General features: G+C 66.3%; 16 protein-coding genes and 2 riboswitches. Of the genes, 15 read left to right on the plus strand and 1 reads right to left on the minus strand.

The annotated features are described in order from the left end of the window. The first annotated feature begins 2 nt into the window (after positions 1 to 2). From BM194_RS13585 to BM194_RS13595, 3 genes are all read left to right on the plus strand, one after another. On the plus strand, positions 3 to 356 hold the full coding sequence (locus tag BM194_RS13585; RefSeq protein ID WP_092847632.1) for a RidA family protein: 354 nt from the start codon (positions 3 to 5) through the stop codon (positions 354 to 356). A gap of 107 nt (positions 357 to 463) precedes the next feature. Continuing rightward, positions 464 to 1,972, plus strand: a complete 1,509-nt coding sequence (locus BM194_RS13590) for an acetyl-CoA hydrolase/transferase family protein (RefSeq protein WP_092847635.1) — start codon at positions 464 to 466, stop codon at positions 1,970 to 1,972. 184 nt (positions 1,973 to 2,156) lie between these two features. Continuing rightward, entirely contained in the window at positions 2,157 to 2,504 is a 348-nt protein-coding gene (locus BM194_RS13595; RefSeq protein WP_092847638.1) for a hypothetical protein, read from the plus strand. 98 nt (positions 2,505 to 2,602) lie between these two features. Here the strand turns inward: BM194_RS13595 and BM194_RS13600 are convergent, their stop codons facing one another. Next, the gene (locus BM194_RS13600) at positions 2,603 to 3,898 is read right to left on the minus strand and encodes an ATP-grasp domain-containing protein (protein WP_092847642.1); all 1,296 of its coding nucleotides are present in this window, start codon (positions 3,896 to 3,898) and stop codon (positions 2,603 to 2,605) included. A 105-nt stretch (positions 3,899 to 4,003) separates the two neighbouring features. After that, positions 4,004 to 4,212, plus strand: a riboswitch (cobalamin riboswitch). A gap of 127 nt (positions 4,213 to 4,339) precedes the next feature. Between BM194_RS13600 and BM194_RS13605 the strand changes: the two genes are divergently transcribed. The 12 genes from BM194_RS13605 (at position 4,340) to BM194_RS13660 (ending at position 19,969) form a co-directional block, all read left to right on the plus strand. Beyond that, positions 4,340 to 6,181: a TonB-dependent receptor domain-containing protein gene (locus tag BM194_RS13605; RefSeq protein ID WP_092847644.1), complete on the plus strand. Its 1,842-nt coding sequence runs from the start codon at positions 4,340 to 4,342 to the stop codon at positions 6,179 to 6,181. A gap of 5 nt (positions 6,182 to 6,186) precedes the next feature. Continuing rightward, on the plus strand, positions 6,187 to 7,095 hold the full coding sequence (locus BM194_RS13610; protein ID WP_177223415.1) for a cobalamin-binding protein: 909 nt from the start codon (positions 6,187 to 6,189) through the stop codon (positions 7,093 to 7,095). 33 nt (positions 7,096 to 7,128) lie between these two features. Then, the gene (locus BM194_RS13615) at positions 7,129 to 8,097 is read left to right on the plus strand and encodes a FecCD family ABC transporter permease (protein ID WP_092847646.1); all 969 of its coding nucleotides are present in this window, start codon (positions 7,129 to 7,131) and stop codon (positions 8,095 to 8,097) included. Beyond that, positions 8,097 to 8,864: an ABC transporter ATP-binding protein gene (locus BM194_RS13620; RefSeq protein WP_092847649.1), complete on the plus strand. Its 768-nt coding sequence runs from the start codon at positions 8,097 to 8,099 to the stop codon at positions 8,862 to 8,864. The genes BM194_RS13615 and BM194_RS13620 overlap by 1 nt, the downstream gene beginning before the upstream one ends. Before the next feature lie 58 nt (positions 8,865 to 8,922). After that, a riboswitch (cobalamin riboswitch) is annotated at positions 8,923 to 9,139 on the plus strand. A 35-nt stretch (positions 9,140 to 9,174) separates the two neighbouring features. Continuing rightward, entirely contained in the window at positions 9,175 to 9,366 is a 192-nt protein-coding gene (locus BM194_RS13625; RefSeq protein ID WP_092847651.1) for a CbtB domain-containing protein, read from the plus strand. Positions 9,367 to 9,387: 21 nt separating this feature from the next. After that, on the plus strand, positions 9,388 to 10,152 hold the full coding sequence (locus BM194_RS13630; protein WP_092847653.1) for a CbtA family protein: 765 nt from the start codon (positions 9,388 to 9,390) through the stop codon (positions 10,150 to 10,152). After that, positions 10,133 to 11,848 (plus strand): AAA family ATPase, encoded by a 1,716-nt coding sequence (locus BM194_RS13635; protein ID WP_092847985.1) that lies wholly within the window; start codon positions 10,133 to 10,135, stop codon positions 11,846 to 11,848. The genes BM194_RS13630 and BM194_RS13635 overlap by 20 nt, the downstream gene beginning before the upstream one ends. Next, entirely contained in the window at positions 11,845 to 13,260 is a 1,416-nt protein-coding gene (locus BM194_RS13640; protein WP_092847656.1) for a cobyrinic acid a,c-diamide synthase CobB, read from the plus strand. The genes BM194_RS13635 and BM194_RS13640 overlap by 4 nt, the downstream gene beginning before the upstream one ends. Then, the gene (gene cobW, locus BM194_RS13645; protein ID WP_092847658.1) at positions 13,251 to 14,360 is read left to right on the plus strand and encodes a cobalamin biosynthesis protein CobW; all 1,110 of its coding nucleotides are present in this window, start codon (positions 13,251 to 13,253) and stop codon (positions 14,358 to 14,360) included. The genes BM194_RS13640 and cobW overlap by 10 nt, the downstream gene beginning before the upstream one ends. Then, entirely contained in the window at positions 14,360 to 18,199 is a 3,840-nt protein-coding gene (gene cobN, locus BM194_RS13650) for a cobaltochelatase subunit CobN (protein WP_092847661.1), read from the plus strand. The genes cobW and cobN overlap by 1 nt, the downstream gene beginning before the upstream one ends. After that, positions 18,196 to 19,356, plus strand: a complete 1,161-nt coding sequence (locus BM194_RS13655) for a cobalamin biosynthesis protein CobG (RefSeq protein ID WP_092847664.1) — start codon at positions 18,196 to 18,198, stop codon at positions 19,354 to 19,356. The genes cobN and BM194_RS13655 overlap by 4 nt, the downstream gene beginning before the upstream one ends. Further along, complete coding sequence (locus BM194_RS13660) at positions 19,340 to 19,969, plus strand: precorrin-8X methylmutase (RefSeq protein WP_092847666.1); 630 nt, start codon at positions 19,340 to 19,342, stop codon at positions 19,967 to 19,969. Before BM194_RS13655 ends, BM194_RS13660 begins: the two co-directional genes overlap by 17 nt. Positions 19,970 to 19,971: the final 2 nt, after the last annotated feature.

A 19,971-nucleotide genomic window follows, 5' to 3' on the forward strand; every position in this document is an offset into this window, starting at 1 on the left:
CCATGACCCGACGCTACCTCAAGACCCCCATCATGCACCGTGCCGTCGAAGCCAATGGCCTGGTGTTCTTCGGCGGTATCGCGGCCGACGACATGTCACTGGACATGGCCGGCCAGACGCGCCAGGTGCTGGACAAGCTCGACACCTACTTGGAAGAAGTTGGTCTCGACCGTACCCGGGTCGTCTCGGCGACCGTCTACGTGTCTGACCTGGGCCTCAAGAAGGCGATGAACGACGTATGGACGGCCTGGCTCGGTCCCGAGCACCTGCCTGCGCGCGCTACCGTGGGCGTGGCCGACCTGGGCGAAGGCACCCTGCTGGAAGTCGTCGTCACGGCTGCTAACGTCGTTTCCTGAAGCGCCACGCTACGCGCTGTTTTTCTTCTGCAAGAGCGTCATCGTCCGATAAGATAGGCTGCTATCGAAGATAACACGGCGGCCCCGCCGCCTTGCGGAGGAGTACCATGATGCATCGGGCAGAACAGCGCTGCCGGCTCCCGGGCTGGCGTGATCGGATCATGTCGGCGGACGAGGCCGCGGCGCTGATCCAGGATGGCATGACCGTGGGCATGAGCGGTTTCACCCGTGCCGGCGAGGCCAAGGACGTACCGCTGGCGCTGGCACGACGCGCCGAGAGCGACCCGCTCAAGATCAACCTGATGACCGGGGCTTCGCTGGGCAACGATATCGACAAGCGCCTGACGGAGACGCACGTGCTGGCCCGGCGCATGCCGTTCCAGGTCGATGCCACGCTGCGCCGCGCTATCAATGCCGGCGAAGTCATGTTCATCGACCAGCACCTGTCCGAGACGGTGGAACTGCTGCGCAACAAGCAACTCGGCAAGCTGGACGTGGCGATCATCGAGGCCAGTGCCATCACCGAGGATGGTGGCATCGTGCCGACCTCGTCGGTAGGCAACTCGGCGAGCTTCGCCATCCTCGCCGACAAGGTGATCATCGAGCTTAACCTGGCCACGCCCGAGGCGATGATCGGACTGCACGACATCTATATTCCCCAGATGCGTCCGCGCCGTCAGCCAATCCCGGTGACAGCGCCCGATACGCGTATCGGCACTCACTACATTCCCATCGCCCCGGAAAAGATCGCGGCGATCGTGCTCACCGAGGGCAAGGACAGCCCATCCACCGTTCAGCCGCCCAGCGCGGACACGCAGCGCATTGCCAACCATCTCATCCGCTTCTTCGAGGGCGAGGTCGAGGCCGGGCGTTTGACGTCGTCACTGCTGCCCTTGCAAGCCGGTATCGGTACCGTAGCCAATGCGGTCATGAACGGCCTGATCGAGGGGCCTTTCGAGGACCTGACCATGTACTCGGAAGTGCTGCAGGACAGCACCTTCGACCTGCTCGACAGCGGCAAGATGACCTTCGCTTCGGGCAGCTCGATCACCTTGTCCGAGGCGTGTGGCCAGCGGGTCTGGAACGATCTCGAGCGCTACAAGGAGCGCATCGTGCTGCGTCCGCAGGAAATGTCGAATCACCCGGGCATCGTCCGCCGCCTGGGCATCATCGCCATCAATACCGCGCTCGAAGCCGATATCTATGGCAACGTCAACTCCACCCACGTCAATGGCACGCACATGATGAATGGCATCGGCGGCTCGGGAGACTTCGCCCGCAACGGTCAGCTGTCGATCTTCGTCACCTCATCGACGGCCAAGCGGGGCGATCTGTCGAGCTTCGTGCCCTTTGTCAGTCACGTCGACCATAACGAGCACGACGTCGATATTCTGGTTTCCGAGCACGGCCTGGCGGATCTGCGCGGCCTGGCGCCCCGCGAGCGCGCCGTGGAAATCATCGAGAACTGCGCCGATCCCTACTATCGCCCCGCACTGCGCACCTATTTCGAGGACGCCTGCCGACGCGGCGGACATACCCCTCATTGTCTGGAGAAGGCACTGTCATGGCATCAGGCGGCCATCGAGCATGGTTCGATGCGCTCTGTCGCTCTCTGATATCCCAGTTCCGAGGACGGTAATACCTTCACCCGCTCCGCCGACAGGAGCGGGTTTTTCATCAATAAATGCAGGCTAACAGCAAATTAGACTGAGACTATTTGCACTAATGGCGGTTTCAGCCAATAATTCCTCCACATTGTTAGCAAGCTAAAATTTAGCAAGCTTCAAAGGAGAACGATTGATGAAACAGCGACTCGCACTCAATGCATTTGCAACCGCCACTCTGGCCATCGCTTTGCCGCTGACTGCAAACGCCAACAGCGAGGCTCAGGAACAGGCCTTCGAACGCCTCAACCAGCCGACGACTTCTCAGTCGGCGCAAGCAACCAACGCCGAGACTCTGCAGACTACCGCCAATGTCGGAGGCGGACACAGTGCTGCCATGAGCGATGCACTGAAACGCACCAACGCTACCGATACGTCCGATAGATCCCAGCGCGAGACTGCATCAGCCAATCTGGACTGGTCCGGCGACAGCGAGGCAGCAACCGATGCACTGCGTCGCGTCAACCAGTCGGACGCTTCCTGAGGTAGCCTGACCTGAACGAAGGTCATCGCACGTCCGTAAGCATGACCCACCCGAGCCGGGTGGGTTTTTTCGCTTCCCGCCCGGTCGACGCTTCGCGCTCACACCTGAAAGACCGGTGCGAAGCCGCCACCCGGTGTGCGAAAGTTGGTGGCCTGGCCCTGGTAGACGCGTGCCGCAACCAGCAGTACCTCGTCGGCGTAGGTATACAGGCGAACGTCTACCTTGCGCTCGACGGGTGTGCCGTCGACGTTGATCAGGCGCTCGCTGGGAGGCACATAGGCCTGGGCGATGTATCCCCCCTGTACGATCTGGGAGAACGTGCCCCGGGTCAGCTTGCTGCCTCGGTAGACGCCCTTGCTACCATGCCCCGTGGCCGGCTTGAAGAACAGTTCGCGACGCGCCTGCCACAGACTCTCCGCATTCGCCTCGGTGACGTCCCGAGTCAGCGGCACGGCATGCTCCAATGCCTGGATATCAGGCTCTTCCAGCCCCCAGTCGCGTAGTCGTGCCGCATCGGACAGCAGCGTCAGGTTGCGTTTATCGGCGAACAGGGCATGCACGTGCGGATTGGGCGACACTACTACGGCCCCATCACGATAGGCTTCGCGCAGTGCGGCATGCGCCGGCGCCTCCAGCGCAAAGTCGACCAGCCGGTTATAGACCAGATCGACCGGCGCGCCATTAGAGTACAGTCGCACCTGCGTGTACGTCAGCTCACCGGGGTCGGCAATCAGCGTCTCGATGCCATGGGATTCCAGCAGCGCCTGGGCCAGAAGGAATTCGGGATACAGGTACTGCGACTCGGGGCGATCGTCGACAATGGCCAGGCGTACAGGCCGTCCCCTGCCCCGCTGGTGCTGCCATTCGCGCTCGAACATGCGCACCACGTTGGCATCGAACACTTCGAGCTGTGCCGTGGTGTGCTCTCGCTGGGCCGCCGGCCCGCAGCAAGTTCGCTGGGCGCGTCCCAGCCTGGCGTTGAGGAAAGCGCCTCCGGCGTTGGTGTTGACCTCGATCAGTTGCGGTCCCGCCTCTCCGAGATGGAAGTCGTACCCCATGAATGCCCCCACCGGTCCCGGGTCGATCCCGGCGATCTCCGGGGCCCAGTTCAGGGCAGCGCGACGATAACCCGACAATAGCGCAGCACGATTGATAGCCCGGACCACGCGCTGCATCGCCAGAATGTCTTCACGTGGCACGAATACCGGTGTATCCGAGAACAGGTGAGAGTGCGTGTCGCTTAACAGGCTGGCGGCCTCGGGGATGGCTGAGGCATCGTCGTGCAGTTGCCGGGTGAGGCTGCGCTCGAGCTCATGGCGGTCCAGGGTAAGGCAGAAACATTGCCGATTTAGCCGCTTTGCCGCCTGGCGAGATTGGTCATTGAATGCCGGCATTTCGCATCTCCTTCCTTGGTAGACGTTGCTTGCCAGTGTAGCGTCCTCCGCCTGGGCACAAATCACGCGACACCCAGCCGCATTGACGCCCCCATGCCGCATTGCTAGCTTATGCCCCCCTCAGGTGCCCTGCGTGTCGGCGGGGTTAAACGGGAAGTCGGTGCCACTCCGACGCTGCTCCCGCAACGGTGATCGAGTCAAGGCAGCCATGACGCCACTGTGTCGACGAGACATGGGAAGGCGGCCTGCCCGGAACGCTCCTTGGGTTCGCTCCGCTCGTCAGCCCGGATACCGGCCTGGGATAGCACGCCGGTGTTGCGGAGAGCGCCCGGGCAGGGCCGGATCGCTATTGTTCCTTTCCCTCCCCGCTCATGGTGTCCCTCCTTTCACGGCCCCACCCATCCTCGCCGTGCGGGAGCGCTCGGCAGGCAGGAACACACCATGAAAAGCAAGAACACCACCACGCAGGGGCTGGTCGCCCTGAGTCTTTGCTGGCTACCGCTGGGCGCCAATGCGCAGGACACCTCGACCGAGACCGAAGAATCACTGACCCTCAACCCGCTTACTGTCACTGCCACGCTGACGCCACGCACCGCCAATGAGACCCTCTCTTCGGTAACCGTGATCGAAAAGGAGGAGCTCGAGCGCCAGGCACCGACCAGCCTGACCGAGGTCCTGCGTGGCCAGCCGGGTGTCGATGTCACCACGAACGGTGCCTATGGCAAGGCCAGCAGCGTTTATATCCGGGGCCTGAGCAACGATGCCACCCTGTTGATGATCGATGGCATTCGCCTGCGCTCGGCCACGGCCGGTGGCGCTTCCTGGCAGTACCTTGATCCCAATCTGTTCGAGCGCGCCGAAATCGTGCGCGGCCCGACAAGCAGCCTGTACGGTGCCGACGCCATGGGCGGCGTGGTGCAACTGTTCACGCCCGAAGGCGACACGGGCGGTCCCCAGCCGAGCTTTTCGGTGGGCACCGGTTCCTTTGACACCCAACGCTACTCCGCCAGTCTCTCCGGCAGCCAGGACGGCACCCGCTATAGCGTTGCCGGCAGCCGCTTCACTACCGATGGCACCGCGATCAAGGAAGGCGGCGAAGACAAAGGCTTCGACAACACCACTAGCTTCGCCCGCCTGTCGCATACCTTCGACAATGGAGTCGAGATCGGCGCGCTGGGACTGCGAGCCCGGGGCAACACCGAGTATAGCGGTGGCGACATGGACTTTATCCAGCAGGTCGCCGGCGTGTATGGCGAGATTCCGGTGGCCGGCAACTGGCGCAGCCGGTTGACGCTGAGCGAATCCCGGGATGAACTGGACGACTTTTCCTCGTATGGCGCCACTGCCTTCAACACTCGCACACAGGCTGCACGCTGGCAGAACACTGTCGCTTTGGGCGAGCACGAACTGATCGCCGGTGTCGAACACAGCGAGGACAAGGTCAGTGGCACGACGGACTACGCCGAGGACAGCCGAGACAACACCGCGGTATTCACCCAGGCACTGCTCGATTTCGCACCCTTCGCCATCCAGGCCGGCCTGCGTTACGACGACAACGAAGCCTTCGGCGAAGAGCTGACCGGCAACCTGGCACTGGGCTACGCCCTGGACGATGCCCATACGCTGCGCGCCAGCTACGCCACCGCGTTCAAGGCACCGACGTTCAACGACTTGTATTACCCGCAGGATAGCTGGGGGTATGTCGGCAATCCCGATCTCGAGGCCGAGACGTCCGAGACGCTGGAGATCGGTATCCGCGGGCAGTATTCACGTTACTATTGGGATCTGGCGGCCTACCAGACTGACGTCGATAATCTTATCGCCTGGGCGCCCTCACCGTCAGATACCTCATTGACCATGCCGCAGAACATCGAAAAAGCACGTATCCGTGGCGTCGAACTCGCTTCGGGTACCGAAGTCGGTGACTGGTCCTTGGAACTGGCCCTGACCTATACCGACCCGGAAAGCCGTGGTGGTGACTACGAAGGCAACACCTTGCCACGCCGCGCCACCCAGAGTCTGCGCTTCGACGTCGACCGCGAACTGGGCGACTGGGTGCTGGGCGGCTCGTGGATTGCGCAGAACCATCGTTATGACGATGCGGAAAACGAAGAGCGCCTGGCAGGTTACGGCCAGCTCAACCTGCGCGCCGGCTGGGAGTTCGCCCCGCTGTGGACCGCCCGCCTGACCGTGGACAACGTGTTCGACAAGCAGTACGAGACGGCGGCAAGCTACATCAATGCCGGACGTGCCGCTTTCGTCAGTATCAACTTCAATCAATGAACGACATGCAACGCGACGCCTTAGTCACCGCCAGGGCCTGCCTGGCGGTACTCGGCCTGGTGCTGCCGATGCTAATGTCGGCGCCGGCCCGGGCCGATGTTTGTGCCGCCGATGACAGCGGCCAAAAAGTCTGCCTGGACAAACCCGCCAGGCGCATCGCCGCACTCTCGCCCGGCGCCACCGAGCTGGTCTATGCGGCAGGTGCCGGGGACCAGGTGGTCGCGGTAGTTTCCTACAGCGACTACCCGCCCGAAGCCAGGCAGGTGCCTTCGGTGGGCAGCCATACCCGCCTCGACCTGGAGCGCCTGGTCTCGCTCGCGCCCGACCTGGCCATCGGCTGGTCCACCGGCAATCCTGGCGAACAGCTTACCAAGCTCGACGCGCTGGGCATCCCCGTGTTCATGATCGAACCGCGCAGCGTCGAAGGCGTCTCCAGCGCCATCGAGCGCCTGGCCACCCTGGCCGGTAGCGAGGCCGAGGGTCATGCCGCGGCCCAAGGTTTCCGCGACGGCATGGCCGAGCTGGCCGCACAGTATGCCGATGCCGACCCTATGCCAGTGTTCTATCAGGTATGGGACGAGCCGCTGATGACGGTCAACGATGACCACCTGATCGGCGAAGTCATTGCCCTGTGCGGCGGCAGGAACGTGTTCGGTAAACTGGAGCGACTGGTCCCGCGCATCGGCACCGAGGCCGTGCTGGCCGCCGATCCCGAGGCCATCGTCGCCGGCGGCATGGGCGAGGAGAACCGCGACTGGCTGGACGCCTGGAAGCGCTACCCTGAGCTGCAGGCCGTCGAACGCGACAACCTGTTCTTCGTCCCGCCGTCATTGATCCAGCGCCCCACGCCGCGCTTGCTCGAGGGCAGCCGGATCTTCTGCGAAAAGCTTGACGAGGCACGCTCCCGGCGCTGATTTTCCGCTTGTCCCGCTAACCCGAGGCCACCAATGCGCTCACTCGCCCTGCCCCTGACTGTTCTCGCCTTGCTTGGAGCGCTCGCCCTGGGATTGGCGGTTGCCCTCGGCAGTGCCCCGGTCGGCCCATCGCAGCTCGGAGCGGTACTGGTCGGCCAAGGCGATGACCTGGCGCGCACGCTGGTACTCGAACTGCGCTTGCCGCGCGCCCTGGCGGCCTTCGCCACCGGCGGCCTGCTGGCCGTGGCCGGCGCATTGATGCAGGTACTGCTGCGCAATCCGCTGGCCGACCCCTACGTGCTGGGCCTGTCCGGCGGCGCGGCGGTGGGCGCCCTGCTGGCCATGCTCGCCGGGCTGGGCAGCGTACTGGTCTCGGGCTCGGCGTTTGCCGGGGCGCTGCTGTCGACCCTGCTGGTGTCCGGGCTGGCGCATGGCACCGGTAGCTGGACGCCCTCGCGCCTGTTGCTCACCGGGGTGGTCGTCGCTGCCGGCTGGGGCGCGGTGGTCACGTTGATGCTGGCGATCAGCCCGGCCCGGGCCCTGCCCGGCATGCTTTACTGGCTGATGGGCGATCTCGCCTACGCGCGCAGCCCGCTACCCTCCCTGGTCGTGCTGTCGGCCGCCTGCCTGCTGGCGATTCCGCTGGGCAGAAGCCTCAACGTACTGGCGCGCGGGTCGCTGCAGGCCGCCGCCCTCGGCGTGGCGGTGCGCCCCTTGGAATGGGGCATCTACATTGCCGCCAGCCTGCTTACCGCCATCGCCGTGACCATGGCCGGCAGCATCGGCTTCGTCGGCCTGGTGATCCCGCATATGCTGCGCCTGGTGCTGGGAAACGACCAGCGCCTGATCCTGCCGGCCAGTGCGCTGGCCGGCGGCACGCTGCTGACACTGGCCGACACCTTGGCGCGCACCGTGATCGCCCCCGAGCAACTGCCGGTGGGTGTGATCACTGCGCTGCTCGGCGTGCCCACCTTTCTCTACCTGCTGCACCGGAGCCGCTGATGGGCCGCCTGGCATTGAATGACCTGATCGTCGACGTGCCGGGACGGGGCAGCGGACGACCGCTGGCGCTTGCCATCGAGCCCGGCCAGATCTGGGGCGTGCTCGGGCCCAACGGCGCCGGCAAGACCACACTGCTGCACACGCTGGCCGGCCTGCGCGCACCGCGTGCCGGCCAGGTGCAACTGGCAGGTCGTCCACTGGGCGACCTGGGCCGACGCGAGGTGGCCCGGCGCCTGGGGCTGGTCTTTCAGGAGCGCAGCGACGGCTTTCCCGCCACGGTGCTGGAAACCGCACTGATCGGGCGTCACCCGCATCTCTCGCCCTGGCAGATGGAGCGCGACGATGACATTGCGTTGGCCCGCGACGCCCTGGCCCGGCTCGATGTCGCCCATCTCGAGCAGCGCCTGGTCGGCACGCTATCCGGCGGCGAGCGCCAGCGCGTGGCGATTGCCACGGTGCTCACCCAGGCCCCGCAGCTGTGGCTGGCCGACGAGCCGACCAACCACCTCGACCTGCATCACCAGACGTCGGTCATGGCCCTGCTTGCCGAGCAGGCATGCAGCGGGCGGGCCGTGGTGCTGTGCCTGCATGACCTCAACCTGGCGGCCCAGTGGTGCAGCCACCTGCTACTGCTCTATCCAGGCGGCGAGGCCTGCTGGGGCCCTGCCCGGCAGATGCTGGTGCCAGCGGCACTGGAGCGCCTCTATGGTCAACCACTTTCCACTGCCATGATCGACGGCATCCCCGTTTTCGTGCCGACGAGGTAACGAGACGCAGCGCAATCGACGCTCATCGATTGCGCTCATTGCAGCGCTTGCCTTAGGATGACCCACTTACGGACAGGTGCCCCTGTATTGCAGCCAGGGGATAATCGGGAAGTATGGTAAGGCCTCGGCCAATCCCATCGCTGCCCCCGCAACGGTAAAGAAAGAGTCGCCTGCGACAGCCACTGGCATCCGCCGGGAAGGTGCAGGCAATGGCGCAGTTTCTGTGAAATGCGCCCTCTTCGAGCCCGGAGACCGGCCTGTCATGTCATGCCATCCCTCAATGGTGCGGTGGGCACCGAAAGGATCCAACATGTCTACGACTCCTGTCTCTTCCTCCCGGCGAGCGGCTCGCTCCGCCTCTCGTGTTTCATCGGCCTGGCAACAGGTCGCCGTGGTGCTCTTCGGCGCACTGGTTCTCTATGCCGTCGGCTTTCTGCCGATGAGCGCAGCGCATAACACGGCTCACGATACCCGACACTCCTTCGTGTTTCCCTGCCACTGAAACACCCGAAGGAGACAAGCGATGTTTCGCAAGCTGGTGCTGAGCGCCTGCCTGATAGGCGTTGTCCTGGGCATGGCCATGACGGCCATGCAATCCGCGGGGGTCACTCCGCTTCTACTTGCCGCCGAACGCCATGAGGTCAGCGCTACTCCTCATGCCGCTGCGGTCCCCCATCACGGCCATTCACACGCTGGCCAGGCCGGCCATCACCATGACGATTCGGCCTGGGCTCCAGCCGATGGTGCCGAGCGCCTGGGCTACACTGCCGTCTCCAATACGCTAGCCGGTATCGGTTTCACTGCCCTCCTGCTGGTCGTCATGAACCAGTTGCGCGAGCGCGGCCGGCTGAAGATGACGGCAGGACATGGCCTGATGATGGGCGGGCTCTGCTATCTTGCCGTGTTCGTGGCACCGTCCCTCGGCCTGCCGCCCGAGATCCCCGGAGCAGCAGCGGCGGCCCTCGAGTCACGGCAACTGTGGTGGCTCGCCACTGTCGTCCTGGCCGCGGCCGGCCTGGGGCTGCTTGTCTTGACGCGGGGCTGGAAACGCGGACTCGGTTTGCCCCTGCTCCTGGTACCCCATGCCTGGGTGCCTGCCCACCAAGGGCCGCGCTTCTCGCACCCCGACCCTCAGGCCGTAGCGGCACTGACCGAACTACAGCATGAGTTCATCCTGGCGTCAGGGCTCACCAACCTGGCGTTCTGGCTGTTGGCCGGGCTGCTTTCCATCCTCGCCTTGCGGCGCCTTACCGATACAGCGCATGGCCATGACGACGTTCCCGGCTGAGTTCCCCTTCGTCGCCGTCGTCGGCCAGGAGGCGCTCAAGACCGCCCTGCTGCTCAATGCCATCAATCCGCGTATCGGTGGCGTTCTGATCAGCGGTCCCAAGGGCAGCGCCAAGTCCACCCTGGCGCGGGCCTTGGCGGCGATCCTGCCCGATGATGCCGAGGGCCGGCGGCCACCGTTCGTCACCCTGCCGCTGGGCGCCAGCGAGGAGCGTCTGACCGGCAGCCTGGATCTGCAGCGGGTGCTGACCGAGCGCGAGGCGAGTTTCCAAGAAGGCCTGCTGGCCAAGGCCCATGGTGGCGTGCTGTATGTCGACGAGGTCAACCTGCTGCCGGACCCGCTGGTGGATCTGCTGCTCGATGTCGCGGCCAGCGGCGTCAATGCCGTCGAGCGTGACGGCATCAGCCATTCGCATCCCGCGCGCTTCAGCCTGATCGGCACTATGAACCCGGACGAGGGGGAACTGCGCCCGCAGTTGCTCGATCGTTTCGGGTTGTGTCTCGAACAGGAGGCAGCGTCGAGTGTGCGCGAGCGGGTGGCCATCGTGCAGCAACGCGAGGCCTTCGATCGTGACCCTGGCGGCTTCGTCGCCCGATACCACGCCGATCAGGAGACGCTGACCCGACGCCTTCGCCAGGCGCAGCAACGGCTTCCCGATACCCTCGCCGAGCCCTGGGTCTACGAGCACATTGCGACGCGCTGCGCGGCTGCGGGCGTAGAGGGACTGCGTGCCGATGTGACCTGGCATCGCGCAGCACTGGCACATGCCGCCTGGCGAGGAGAAACGACGGTGGGCCGGCAGGACCTGGATACCGTCGAGCCCTGGGTGCTGGCGCATCGCCGCACGACGCCCCCTTCGACCCGCGGCACGCCGCCTCCCCCACCCTCGGGGCCAGGCGAGACCGGTAGCGGCCAGAGCACGCCGCTGGGCGATGCCGAGCCGTCGCCGCCCCAGGGCCAATGGGGCGCCATGCCGCCGGTATCACAGCCGAGCGTTAGCGTGCCGGTACCCGATTTCCCGACGATCGAACCCGGCACTCGCGCAACAGTCACCGCATCGGCATCATCCACGCGGGTCCGCCGCGGGCAGCAACCTGGCCCGCGCCGTGCGCACGGCGAAGGCCATCGTCCTGACTGGTTCGCCACGCTGGCCGACAGCCGGGGGCAGTGGCCCTGGCGCCGGCTGCGCTACCGTCGGGCGCGTACCGGCCAGCCGGTGCTACATCTCATCCTGCTGGACACCTCGGCCTCGACCCTGGGCCAGCACCTGCTGGGCTGGGCCAAGGGCCTGGTTGACGGCCTGGTGCGCCAGGCCTACGCCGCTCGGGAACAGATTGCGGTCCTGGGCTTTGGCAATGATGACATCACCGTGATCCTGCCACGGCGACGTGCGCCCAAGGAGGCACTCGAGCGGCTCGATGCCACGGGCGCAGGCGGCGGCACCCCGATCCGTGCAGCCATCCTGCGCGCAGCGCAGCTGATTCGCCGCTGGCAGCGCCAGGACGCCGCCCTGCACATCCGCACCTACCTCATCACCGACGGCCGTACCCGGCAATCCCTGGCGGGCCTGCCGCCCCTCGGCGATTGCGTCGTGGTCGATACCGAGCAGGCCGCCGTCAGGCGTGGCCGGGGGCGCCAGCTCGCCGAACAGCTCGGAGCAGTCTACCGCCCGTTGTCCCGCCTGGAGACCACATGAACGAGCCCGCCGCCATTCACGCCCCTCACCGCACCAACCTTCCCGGGGATGGTGAATCGGCGAATGCAGTTTGCCCCGCCGTGTTCATCGCCGCGCCGGCCTCCGGCCAGGGCAAGACCACGGTGACCGCGGCGCTGGCCAGGATGTTGCGCAATCAGGGCAAGGTAGTGCGGGTCTTCAAGACTGGTCCGGACTATCTGGATCCTCAGGTACTGGCCCAGGCCTCGGGCCAGCCGGTCGATCAGCTCGACCTGTGGATGGCCGGCGAGACCTATTGCCGCCAGCGCCTTTACGAGGCGGCACGACAGGCGGATCTCATCCTGGTGGAAGGTGCCATGGGCCTGTTCGATGGCGAACCGTCCAGTGCCGACCTGGCTGCCTTGTTCGATCTGCCGCTGGTCATCGTCATGGACGTGAAAGGCATGGCGCAGACCGCCGCGGCGCTGATGACGGGCCTGGCGGGCTTTCGCGATGACATCCGCATCGCCGGGATGATCGCCAATGCCTGCGGCTCGGCACGCCATCGCGAACTGATCGACGCCGCACTGCCGAAGACCCTTCCGCTGCTGGCGACCATGGCGCGCAATCCCGACCTGGCCCTGCCCGAGCGTCACCTGGGGCTGGTCCAGGCCGAGGAAATTCGCGAGGATCTGGAATGCCGCTTCGAGGCCGGCGCCAAGGTGTTGCTGGCCGAGGAATTGGCGGAGGCCCTGCTGCAACTGCCGCCGGTCACGTTTGTACCACCCCAGCCAGTAGTGGCCGCCCCGTTACCGTCGCTGCAAGACCGCGCTATCGGTGTGGCGCGGGATGCCGCATTCAGCTTCATCTATCAGGCCAACCTGGACCTGCTGGAACGCATGGGGGCGACGCTGCGTTTCTTCTCGCCGCTGACCGACACCCGCCTGCCCGACTGTGACGCGCTATGGCTTCCCGGGGGCTACCCCGAACTGCACGCCGCGCGGCTGGCGGCGAACACCACCATACGGGACGACATTCGCAGTTTCTTTGTCGCCGACAGGCCCATCCTCGCCGAATGCGGCGGCATGCTCTATGCCCTGGAGTCCCTCACGGACCATGCCGGGCAGACCCATGCCATGCTGGGCCTGCTGCCAGGGCATGGCGCCATGCGCGGACGTCGGGGTTGCCAGGGAATGCAGACCGCCGAGCTTCCCGAAGGCGAGGTGCGCGGCCACGCTCATCATCGTTCCCAGGCCAGCGGTACGCCCGAGCCTATCGCCCACGGGCGGCGTCAGCGTCATCCCGCGCCGGGCGAGGCCATCTATCGCCAGCAGCAATTGACCGCCACCTACCTGCACCTGTTTTTCCCCGACAACCCGACTGCCGTGGCCCGCCTGTTCGGACAGGGCGTGGCGCAGACCATCGAGACAAAGGAATCCCAAGGATGCAACTGAACAAGATCCCCGCCACGGTCGTCACCGGCTTTCTGGGCAGCGGAAAAACCACGCTATTGGCCAGCATCCTGCGCCAGGTCACCGGCAAGCGTATCGCCGTCATCGTCAACGAGTTCGGCGAGCAGGACATCGACTCCAGCCTGCTGCGCGGCTGCGCCGTGGGGTGCGAGGAGGACGGCGGGAACGCCCGTCCGCTGGGAGACGAGGACAGCGGCATCTACGAACTGGCGAATGGCTGCATCTGCTGCACGGTGGAAGAGGAGTTCCTGCCGGTGATGAAAACGCTGGTGGCCCGCCGCGACGACATCGACCACATCCTGATCGAGACCAGCGGCCTGGCCCTGCCCAAGCCCCTGGTCCAGGCTTTCAACTGGCCGGAGGTGCGCCAGCATTGCACCGTCGATGCCATCATCACCGTGGTCGACGGGCCCGCCGTCGCTGCAGGCCGCTACGCCAGCGACGTCGACAAGGTCGAGGCCCAGCGCCGGGCCGATGACAGCCTGGACCACGACCCCAGCCTGCGCGAATTGCTGGACGACCAGTTGAGCGCGGCCGACCTGGTGCTGGTCAGCAAGACCGACCTGCTCGCACCGGCCGACAAGGCACGGGTCGAGGCCATGATCCAGGCGCGCGTTCCCGAATCGGTCAAGACCCTGTTCATCGACCAGACCCTGGCCACCGAGACGGCCCAACTGGAGGCCCTCATGGGCATCGGGGCGGCGAGCGAGGAAGGCATCGAGGGCATCGCAAACCACCACGACCGCCACCATGCCGAAGGCGTGCACCACGACCACGCGCACGACCACTTCGATTCCTGCGTGATCCGGTTGGGCGACGTCGATGGCGAGATCCTGGCGGACCGGCTCCAGCACCTGCTGAAAACCCAGGAGATCTATCGGGCCAAGGGCTTCGCGGCCATCCCGGGCAAGCCCATGCGCCGCGTCGTGCAGGCCGTGGGCGAGCGCCTGGATGGCTATTACGACCGGCTATGGGGACAGGACGAGCCGCGCCACACCCAACTCGTCATCATCGGCAAGTCACTGGATAGCGAGGCGTTGCACCAGGCCCTGGCGAGCGCCGAGATCGCGACGACCGCCTGATGCATCTTTTCGCCGCCAAGCCCGGGGGCTTCGTCGACGATGAAGGCATCGTCGACCTGCAGCAGAGCCCTGCCGAGATCGTCATCCTGTCCGCCGCCGACAGCAGCCTGTCGGCACTGGCGCAGGCCGTCGAGCGACTGGCCTCGACGACCGGCAATGCGTACCCGTCGGTACGGCTCGCCAACTGGATGAACCTGGTCAAGCCCGCCGCCTACGATCTCTACGAGGATCGTGTTCTCGAGCGGGCACGCCTGGTGATCGTCTCGCTGCTGGGCGGCAGCGCCTACTGGCGTTATGGTCACGAGCGGTTGCTCGCCTGGGCCACTGCCGGCCAGGGGCGTCATCTGGTGCTGGCGCCGGGCTGCGACGAGCCGGACGACGCCTTGCTGAACGAGTCCAGTGTGCCCTTCGCGTCGGCCCAACGGGTCTGGCGCTATCTCCGCGAGGGCGGCGTGGCCAATGCCGAGCAACTGCTGCGCTTCGTCGCCGCCGATTGTCTGGGAGTGGGCCTCGACTGGCAGGAGCCCAGGGCGGTGCCGGCGGCGCTGCTCCATTCGCCACAGTCAGCGGCGCGTGACGAGGCGGCGCTGAGCGAATGGCAGGCCAGCAGGATCCCCGACCGTCCGGTATGCCTGCTGCTGTTCTATCGCAGCCACCTGCAAGGCGCCAATACCACCGTCGTGGACGGCCTGATCGAGGCGCTGAAGACCCAGGGGCTCGAGCCGCTGGCAGTGGCCGTGACATCGCTCAAGGAGGCCTCATGCATCGACTTCGTCAATCACCTGATCGAGCAGACGGGTGCCATGCTGGTGATCAACACCACCGGCTTTTCCATCAACCGCAACCCGGACGATCTGGGTGCCCTGAGCGACGAGATTCCCGACTGCCTCTTCGTCGGGCGTCCGGTGGTGCTTCAAGCCATTCTGGCGAGCAGCACTGAGGAAGACTGGCAGTCCATGGCCGCAGGGCTGCATAGCCGCGACATGGCCATGCAAGTGGTGCTGCCCGAGATGGACGGCCGCATCATCACGCGGGCGGTGGGTTTCAAGTCGCAGGCCCACTACAACGAACGCTGCCAACTGGCGGTGACCCGGCATACCCTGCATGCGGAACGCGCCGCCTTCGTCGCCCGGCTGGCGTGGCGATTCTGCCGGTTGCGCCAGTTGCCCAACACCGCCAAGCGCCTGGCCCTGGTGCTGGCCAATTATCCCAACCGCGACGGTCGCATCGGCAATGGTGTCGGCCTGGATACCCCGGCATCGACGGTGCGGCTCCTCCAGGCCCTGGCCGCGGCGGGCTACCCGGTAAGCGACGTCCCGGACGACGGCGATGCATTGATCCGACAACTGCAGGGTGCCATCACCAACGATCGCCATGGGCTGCACCAACGCCTGTGCTGGCAGAGCATCAGCCTCGACGAGTACATGGCGGGGTTCCGGCGCCTGCCGGTCTCGCTGCAGGAAGCGGTATGGACGCGCTGGGGTGCCCCGTCGGACGACCCCAAGTGCCGCCAGGGCCGATTGATGATCGCCGGCATCCGCCTGGGGGAGACTTTCGTCGGGATTCAGCCCGAGCGTGACTTCAGCGATGGCCTGACGCAGAGCTACCACGATACCGAGCTGGTGCCGCCCCACAGCTACCTGGCGTTCTATCTCTGGCTGCGCGATCACTACCGCGTGGATGCGGTGGTTCACGTCGGCAAGCACGGCAATCTCGAGTGGCTGCCGGGCAAGAGCACGGCCCTGAGCGCCGACTGCTGGCCGGACGTCGTCCTGGGGCCGCTGCCGCACTTCTATCCGTTCATCGTCAACGACCCGGGCGAAGGCGCCCAGGCCAAGCGCCGCAGCCAGGCCGTGATCATCGATCATCTGATGCCCCCGCTGGCCCGGGCCGAACTCTACGGTGACATGGCGGAACTCGAAGCCCTGACCGATGAGTATTACCAGGCCCTGGGCATGGACCCGCGGCGTGAAGCGTTGTTGCGCGAGCGAATCCTGGCGCACCTGCACCGTACCGGCATTGACCGGGAGCTCTCCCAGGCAGCGGGTGGCGAGGATGACGAACGCCTGCTCAACGAGCTGGATGCCTACCTGTGCGATATCAAGGAAGCCCAGATTCGCCATGGCCTGCACGTGCTGGGCAACCTGCCGCCCCAGGACAAGCTGGCGGGAACCCTGGTCGCCATCCTCAGGCTGCCCCGCGGCGAAGGCCCGGCGCAGCGTGGCTTGCTGCACAACCTGGCGCATGACCTGGGCCTGCAGGTGGGGAGCGAGGGCTTCGACCCATTGACGGCGGGCACCGAGCCATGGACCGGCCCGAGACCGCCGGCCCTGGCCGGGCTGGCGACGTCTACCTGGCGTACCGCCGCCGATACCCGTGAGCGCCTGGAGCAGCTTGCCCATCGACTGATCACCGATTACGTCCTGGCACGGGGATGCTTAAACGAGCTGGCCCGTGACTATCCGGCGACCGCAGAGCAATGCCGCTATGCCCGCGAGCGGCTCTGGGCCGCCATGCAGCGTGGCGCCGAGATGGAGATCCAGTCGCTGCTGGACGGGCTCGGCGGCCACTTCGTGCCCCCGGGACCAAGTGGCGCCCCCAGCCGCGGGCGGCTGGACACGCTGCCCACCGGACGCAATTTCTTCAGTGTCGATAACCGCTCGATTCCGTCACCCGCTGCCTGGGCCCTGGGCGAGAAGTCGGCACAGGCATTCGTCGAGCGCTACCTGCAGGACAACGGGGATTACCCGCGCCGGCTGGGGCTGTCGGTCTGGGGCACCGCGACCATGCGCACCGGAGGCGACGACATCGCCCAGGCGTTCGCGCTGATGGGGGTGCGCCCGGTCTGGTCGCTCGGCTCGCAGCGAGTGATCGACATCGAGGTGATTCCCGCCATGCTGCTGCAACGGCCGCGCGTGGACGTCACCCTGCGCGTGTCCGGCTTCTTCCGCGATGCCTTTCCCAATGTCATGCGCCTGTTCGATGCCGCGGTACAGGCGATCGTCGATTATGAAGAGCCAGGCAACGGCAACACCATCCGCGCGGCGGTCCTCGAGCGCCGCCAGGCCCTCGAACGCCAGGGCCTCTTGCCCGACGCGGCCGCCCGGGAGGCTCGCTATCGCGTGTTCGGCAGCCAGCCCGGCCACTATGGCACCGGCCTGAATCGGCTCATCGACAGCCGCGCCTGGAAAAGCGCGGACGATCTGGCGGAGGCCTACCTGGTTGCCGGCGCCTATGCCTACGGGCAGTTTGCCGAGTCCGGCATCGCCGCGCACCGGGCCTTCGAACGCCAGCTCGAGGGCCTGGAGGCGGTGATGCAGAACCAGGACAACCGCGAGCACGACATTCTCGACTCGAACAGCTACTACGCCTTTCAGGGCGGCATGGCCAACGCCAGCCGCGCCCTGGGCGGTCAGGCACCGGCCATCTACCACGCCGATCACGCCAACCCGGCACAGCCGCGGATTCGTTCCCTCCAGGAGGAGCTGGCCCGCGTGATTCGCTCCCGGGTACTCAACCCCAAATGGATCGAGGCCATGCGCGAGCACGGCTACAAGGGCGCCTTCGAGATGGCCGCCACGGTGGACACCCTGTTTGCCTACGACGCCACCACCGATCTGGTGGCCGATTACCAGTATGCCCAGGTGACCGACGCGCTGGTGCTGGACGAGGCCAACCAGCAGTTTTTACGCGCGCATAACCCCGCTGCATTGGAAGAGATGGCCGAACGGCTGCTGGAAGCCGCCCAGCGGGGCATGTGGCAGAGCCCGGCCGAGCAGGGCGCGGCCCTGCAGGACCTGCTGCTGGAGATCGACGAGTCACGGGAGGCCGGAGGATGACGCATGAGGTGCGCATCAAGGGCTGGTGCCCCGGTGCATGGCATCCCATGGCGACCGGCGATGGCCTGCTGGTTCGGGTGCGCCCGCGCCTGGGGCGACTCTCGCGGGCCCAGGTGCTGGCGCTGTGCGACGCGGCCGAGACCTTCGGTAGCGGCCTGCTCGAACTCACCAGCCGTGCCAATCTGCAGTTGCGTGGCGTGTCCGAGGCTGGCTGGCTCAAGCTGATGGCGTTTCTTGTCGAGCATCGGCTGGTTGCCGCAGAGCCGCACGACGAGCGTCACCCGCCATTGCTGCTGGCACCCGAGTGGCAGGCGGGCGACGCGACCCAGCAGGCGGCCCACCGACTGCAGGCCCGCCTCGCCGAAATGCCGCCGTTGCCTGCCAAGATGGGCTTTGCCCTCGATGCCGGCGACGCACCGGTGCTGGGCGAGGCCTCGGCAGACTTTCGCCTCGAGCGAGCGGCATCGGGCGGCCTGCTCGTCCGGGCCGACGGGCGAGCGCGGGGTACCCCGGTGGCGTCGGTGGATGTCGCCGTTGCCCTTCTGGTTCGCCTGACGCACTGGTTCGTCGACAGCGGAGGCCGAGACGCCGGACGCATGGCTCGTCATGCCGTCGCGTTGCCGGACTGGGCTCCGGCCACGGTGCGCCCTGCCGCACCCGGCGCCTGGCTGGCGTTGGGACAGCATCCGCGGGGTCGGGTGTTCGGCCTGCCATTCGGACGCGTCCCGGCAAGGGTGCTACGTGACGCCATTGCCCCTGCTGGCGTCACTGCGGTGCGGGTAACGCCCTGGCGCCGCCTGCTGGTGGAAGGCGCGGAAAAAGGCGACACGCCCCCGGCCGATGATCTGCCGGACGACGAGCGGGACACGCGCCTGCGCATGGATGCGTGTCCTGGCGCGCCCCATTGCGCTCAGGCCAGCGTGCCGACCCTGGCGCTCGCCGACCGCTTGAGCGGCCTGATCGAGGGCACCGTACATGTGTCCGGCTGCGCCAAGGGCTGCGCCCGACAGCAGCCGGCCACACTCTGCCTCACGGGACGCGCCGGCCGCTATGACCTGATACTGGGCGGACGCGCCGACGACACGCCGGCCGCGACCGGCCTTGGCGAATCCGACCTGTTAGCTTACCTGGAGACCCTGGATGCCTCACGTCTATGAAACGGAAGGACCGGCTATCTACCGCGAGTCCTTTGCCATCATCCGGCGCGAGGCCGAGCTGGAGCGCTTCTCGGAAGAGGAAGAGCCGGTGGCGGTGCGCATGATCCATGCTGCAGGGTTGGTGGAACTTGCCGCGCACATTCATTTCCGTGGCGACGCCGTGAACCGGGCACGAGAGGCGCTGCAGCAGGGCGCGCCGATCCTGTGCGATGCACGCATGGTTTCCGAGGGCATCACCCGCAAGCGCCTGCCGGCAGGCAACGCCATTATCTGTACCCTGCACGATGACCGGGTGCCCGACCTGGCCCGGGACATGGCCAACACGCGCTCGGCGGCGGCCGTGGAACTCTGGCGGCCCTACCTGGACGGCGCGGTGGTGGCGATCGGCAATGCCCCCACGGCGCTGTTTCACCTGCTTAACATGCTGGAGGAGCCCGGCTGCCCCCGGCCGGCGGCTATCGTCGGCTGCCCGGTAGGCTTCGTCGGCGCCGCCGAATCCAAGCAGGCCTTGTGGGAGAGCGCTTCGGTGCCCTCTTGTATCGTGCGTGGCCGACTCGGCGGTAGCGCGGTGACAGTCGCGGCCATCAATGCCATGGCGGACCGCACGGAATGAGT

The organism is Modicisalibacter xianhensis (assembly GCF_900113605.1).
GTDB classification, from domain to species: Bacteria; Pseudomonadota; Gammaproteobacteria; order Pseudomonadales; family Halomonadaceae; genus Modicisalibacter; species Modicisalibacter xianhensis.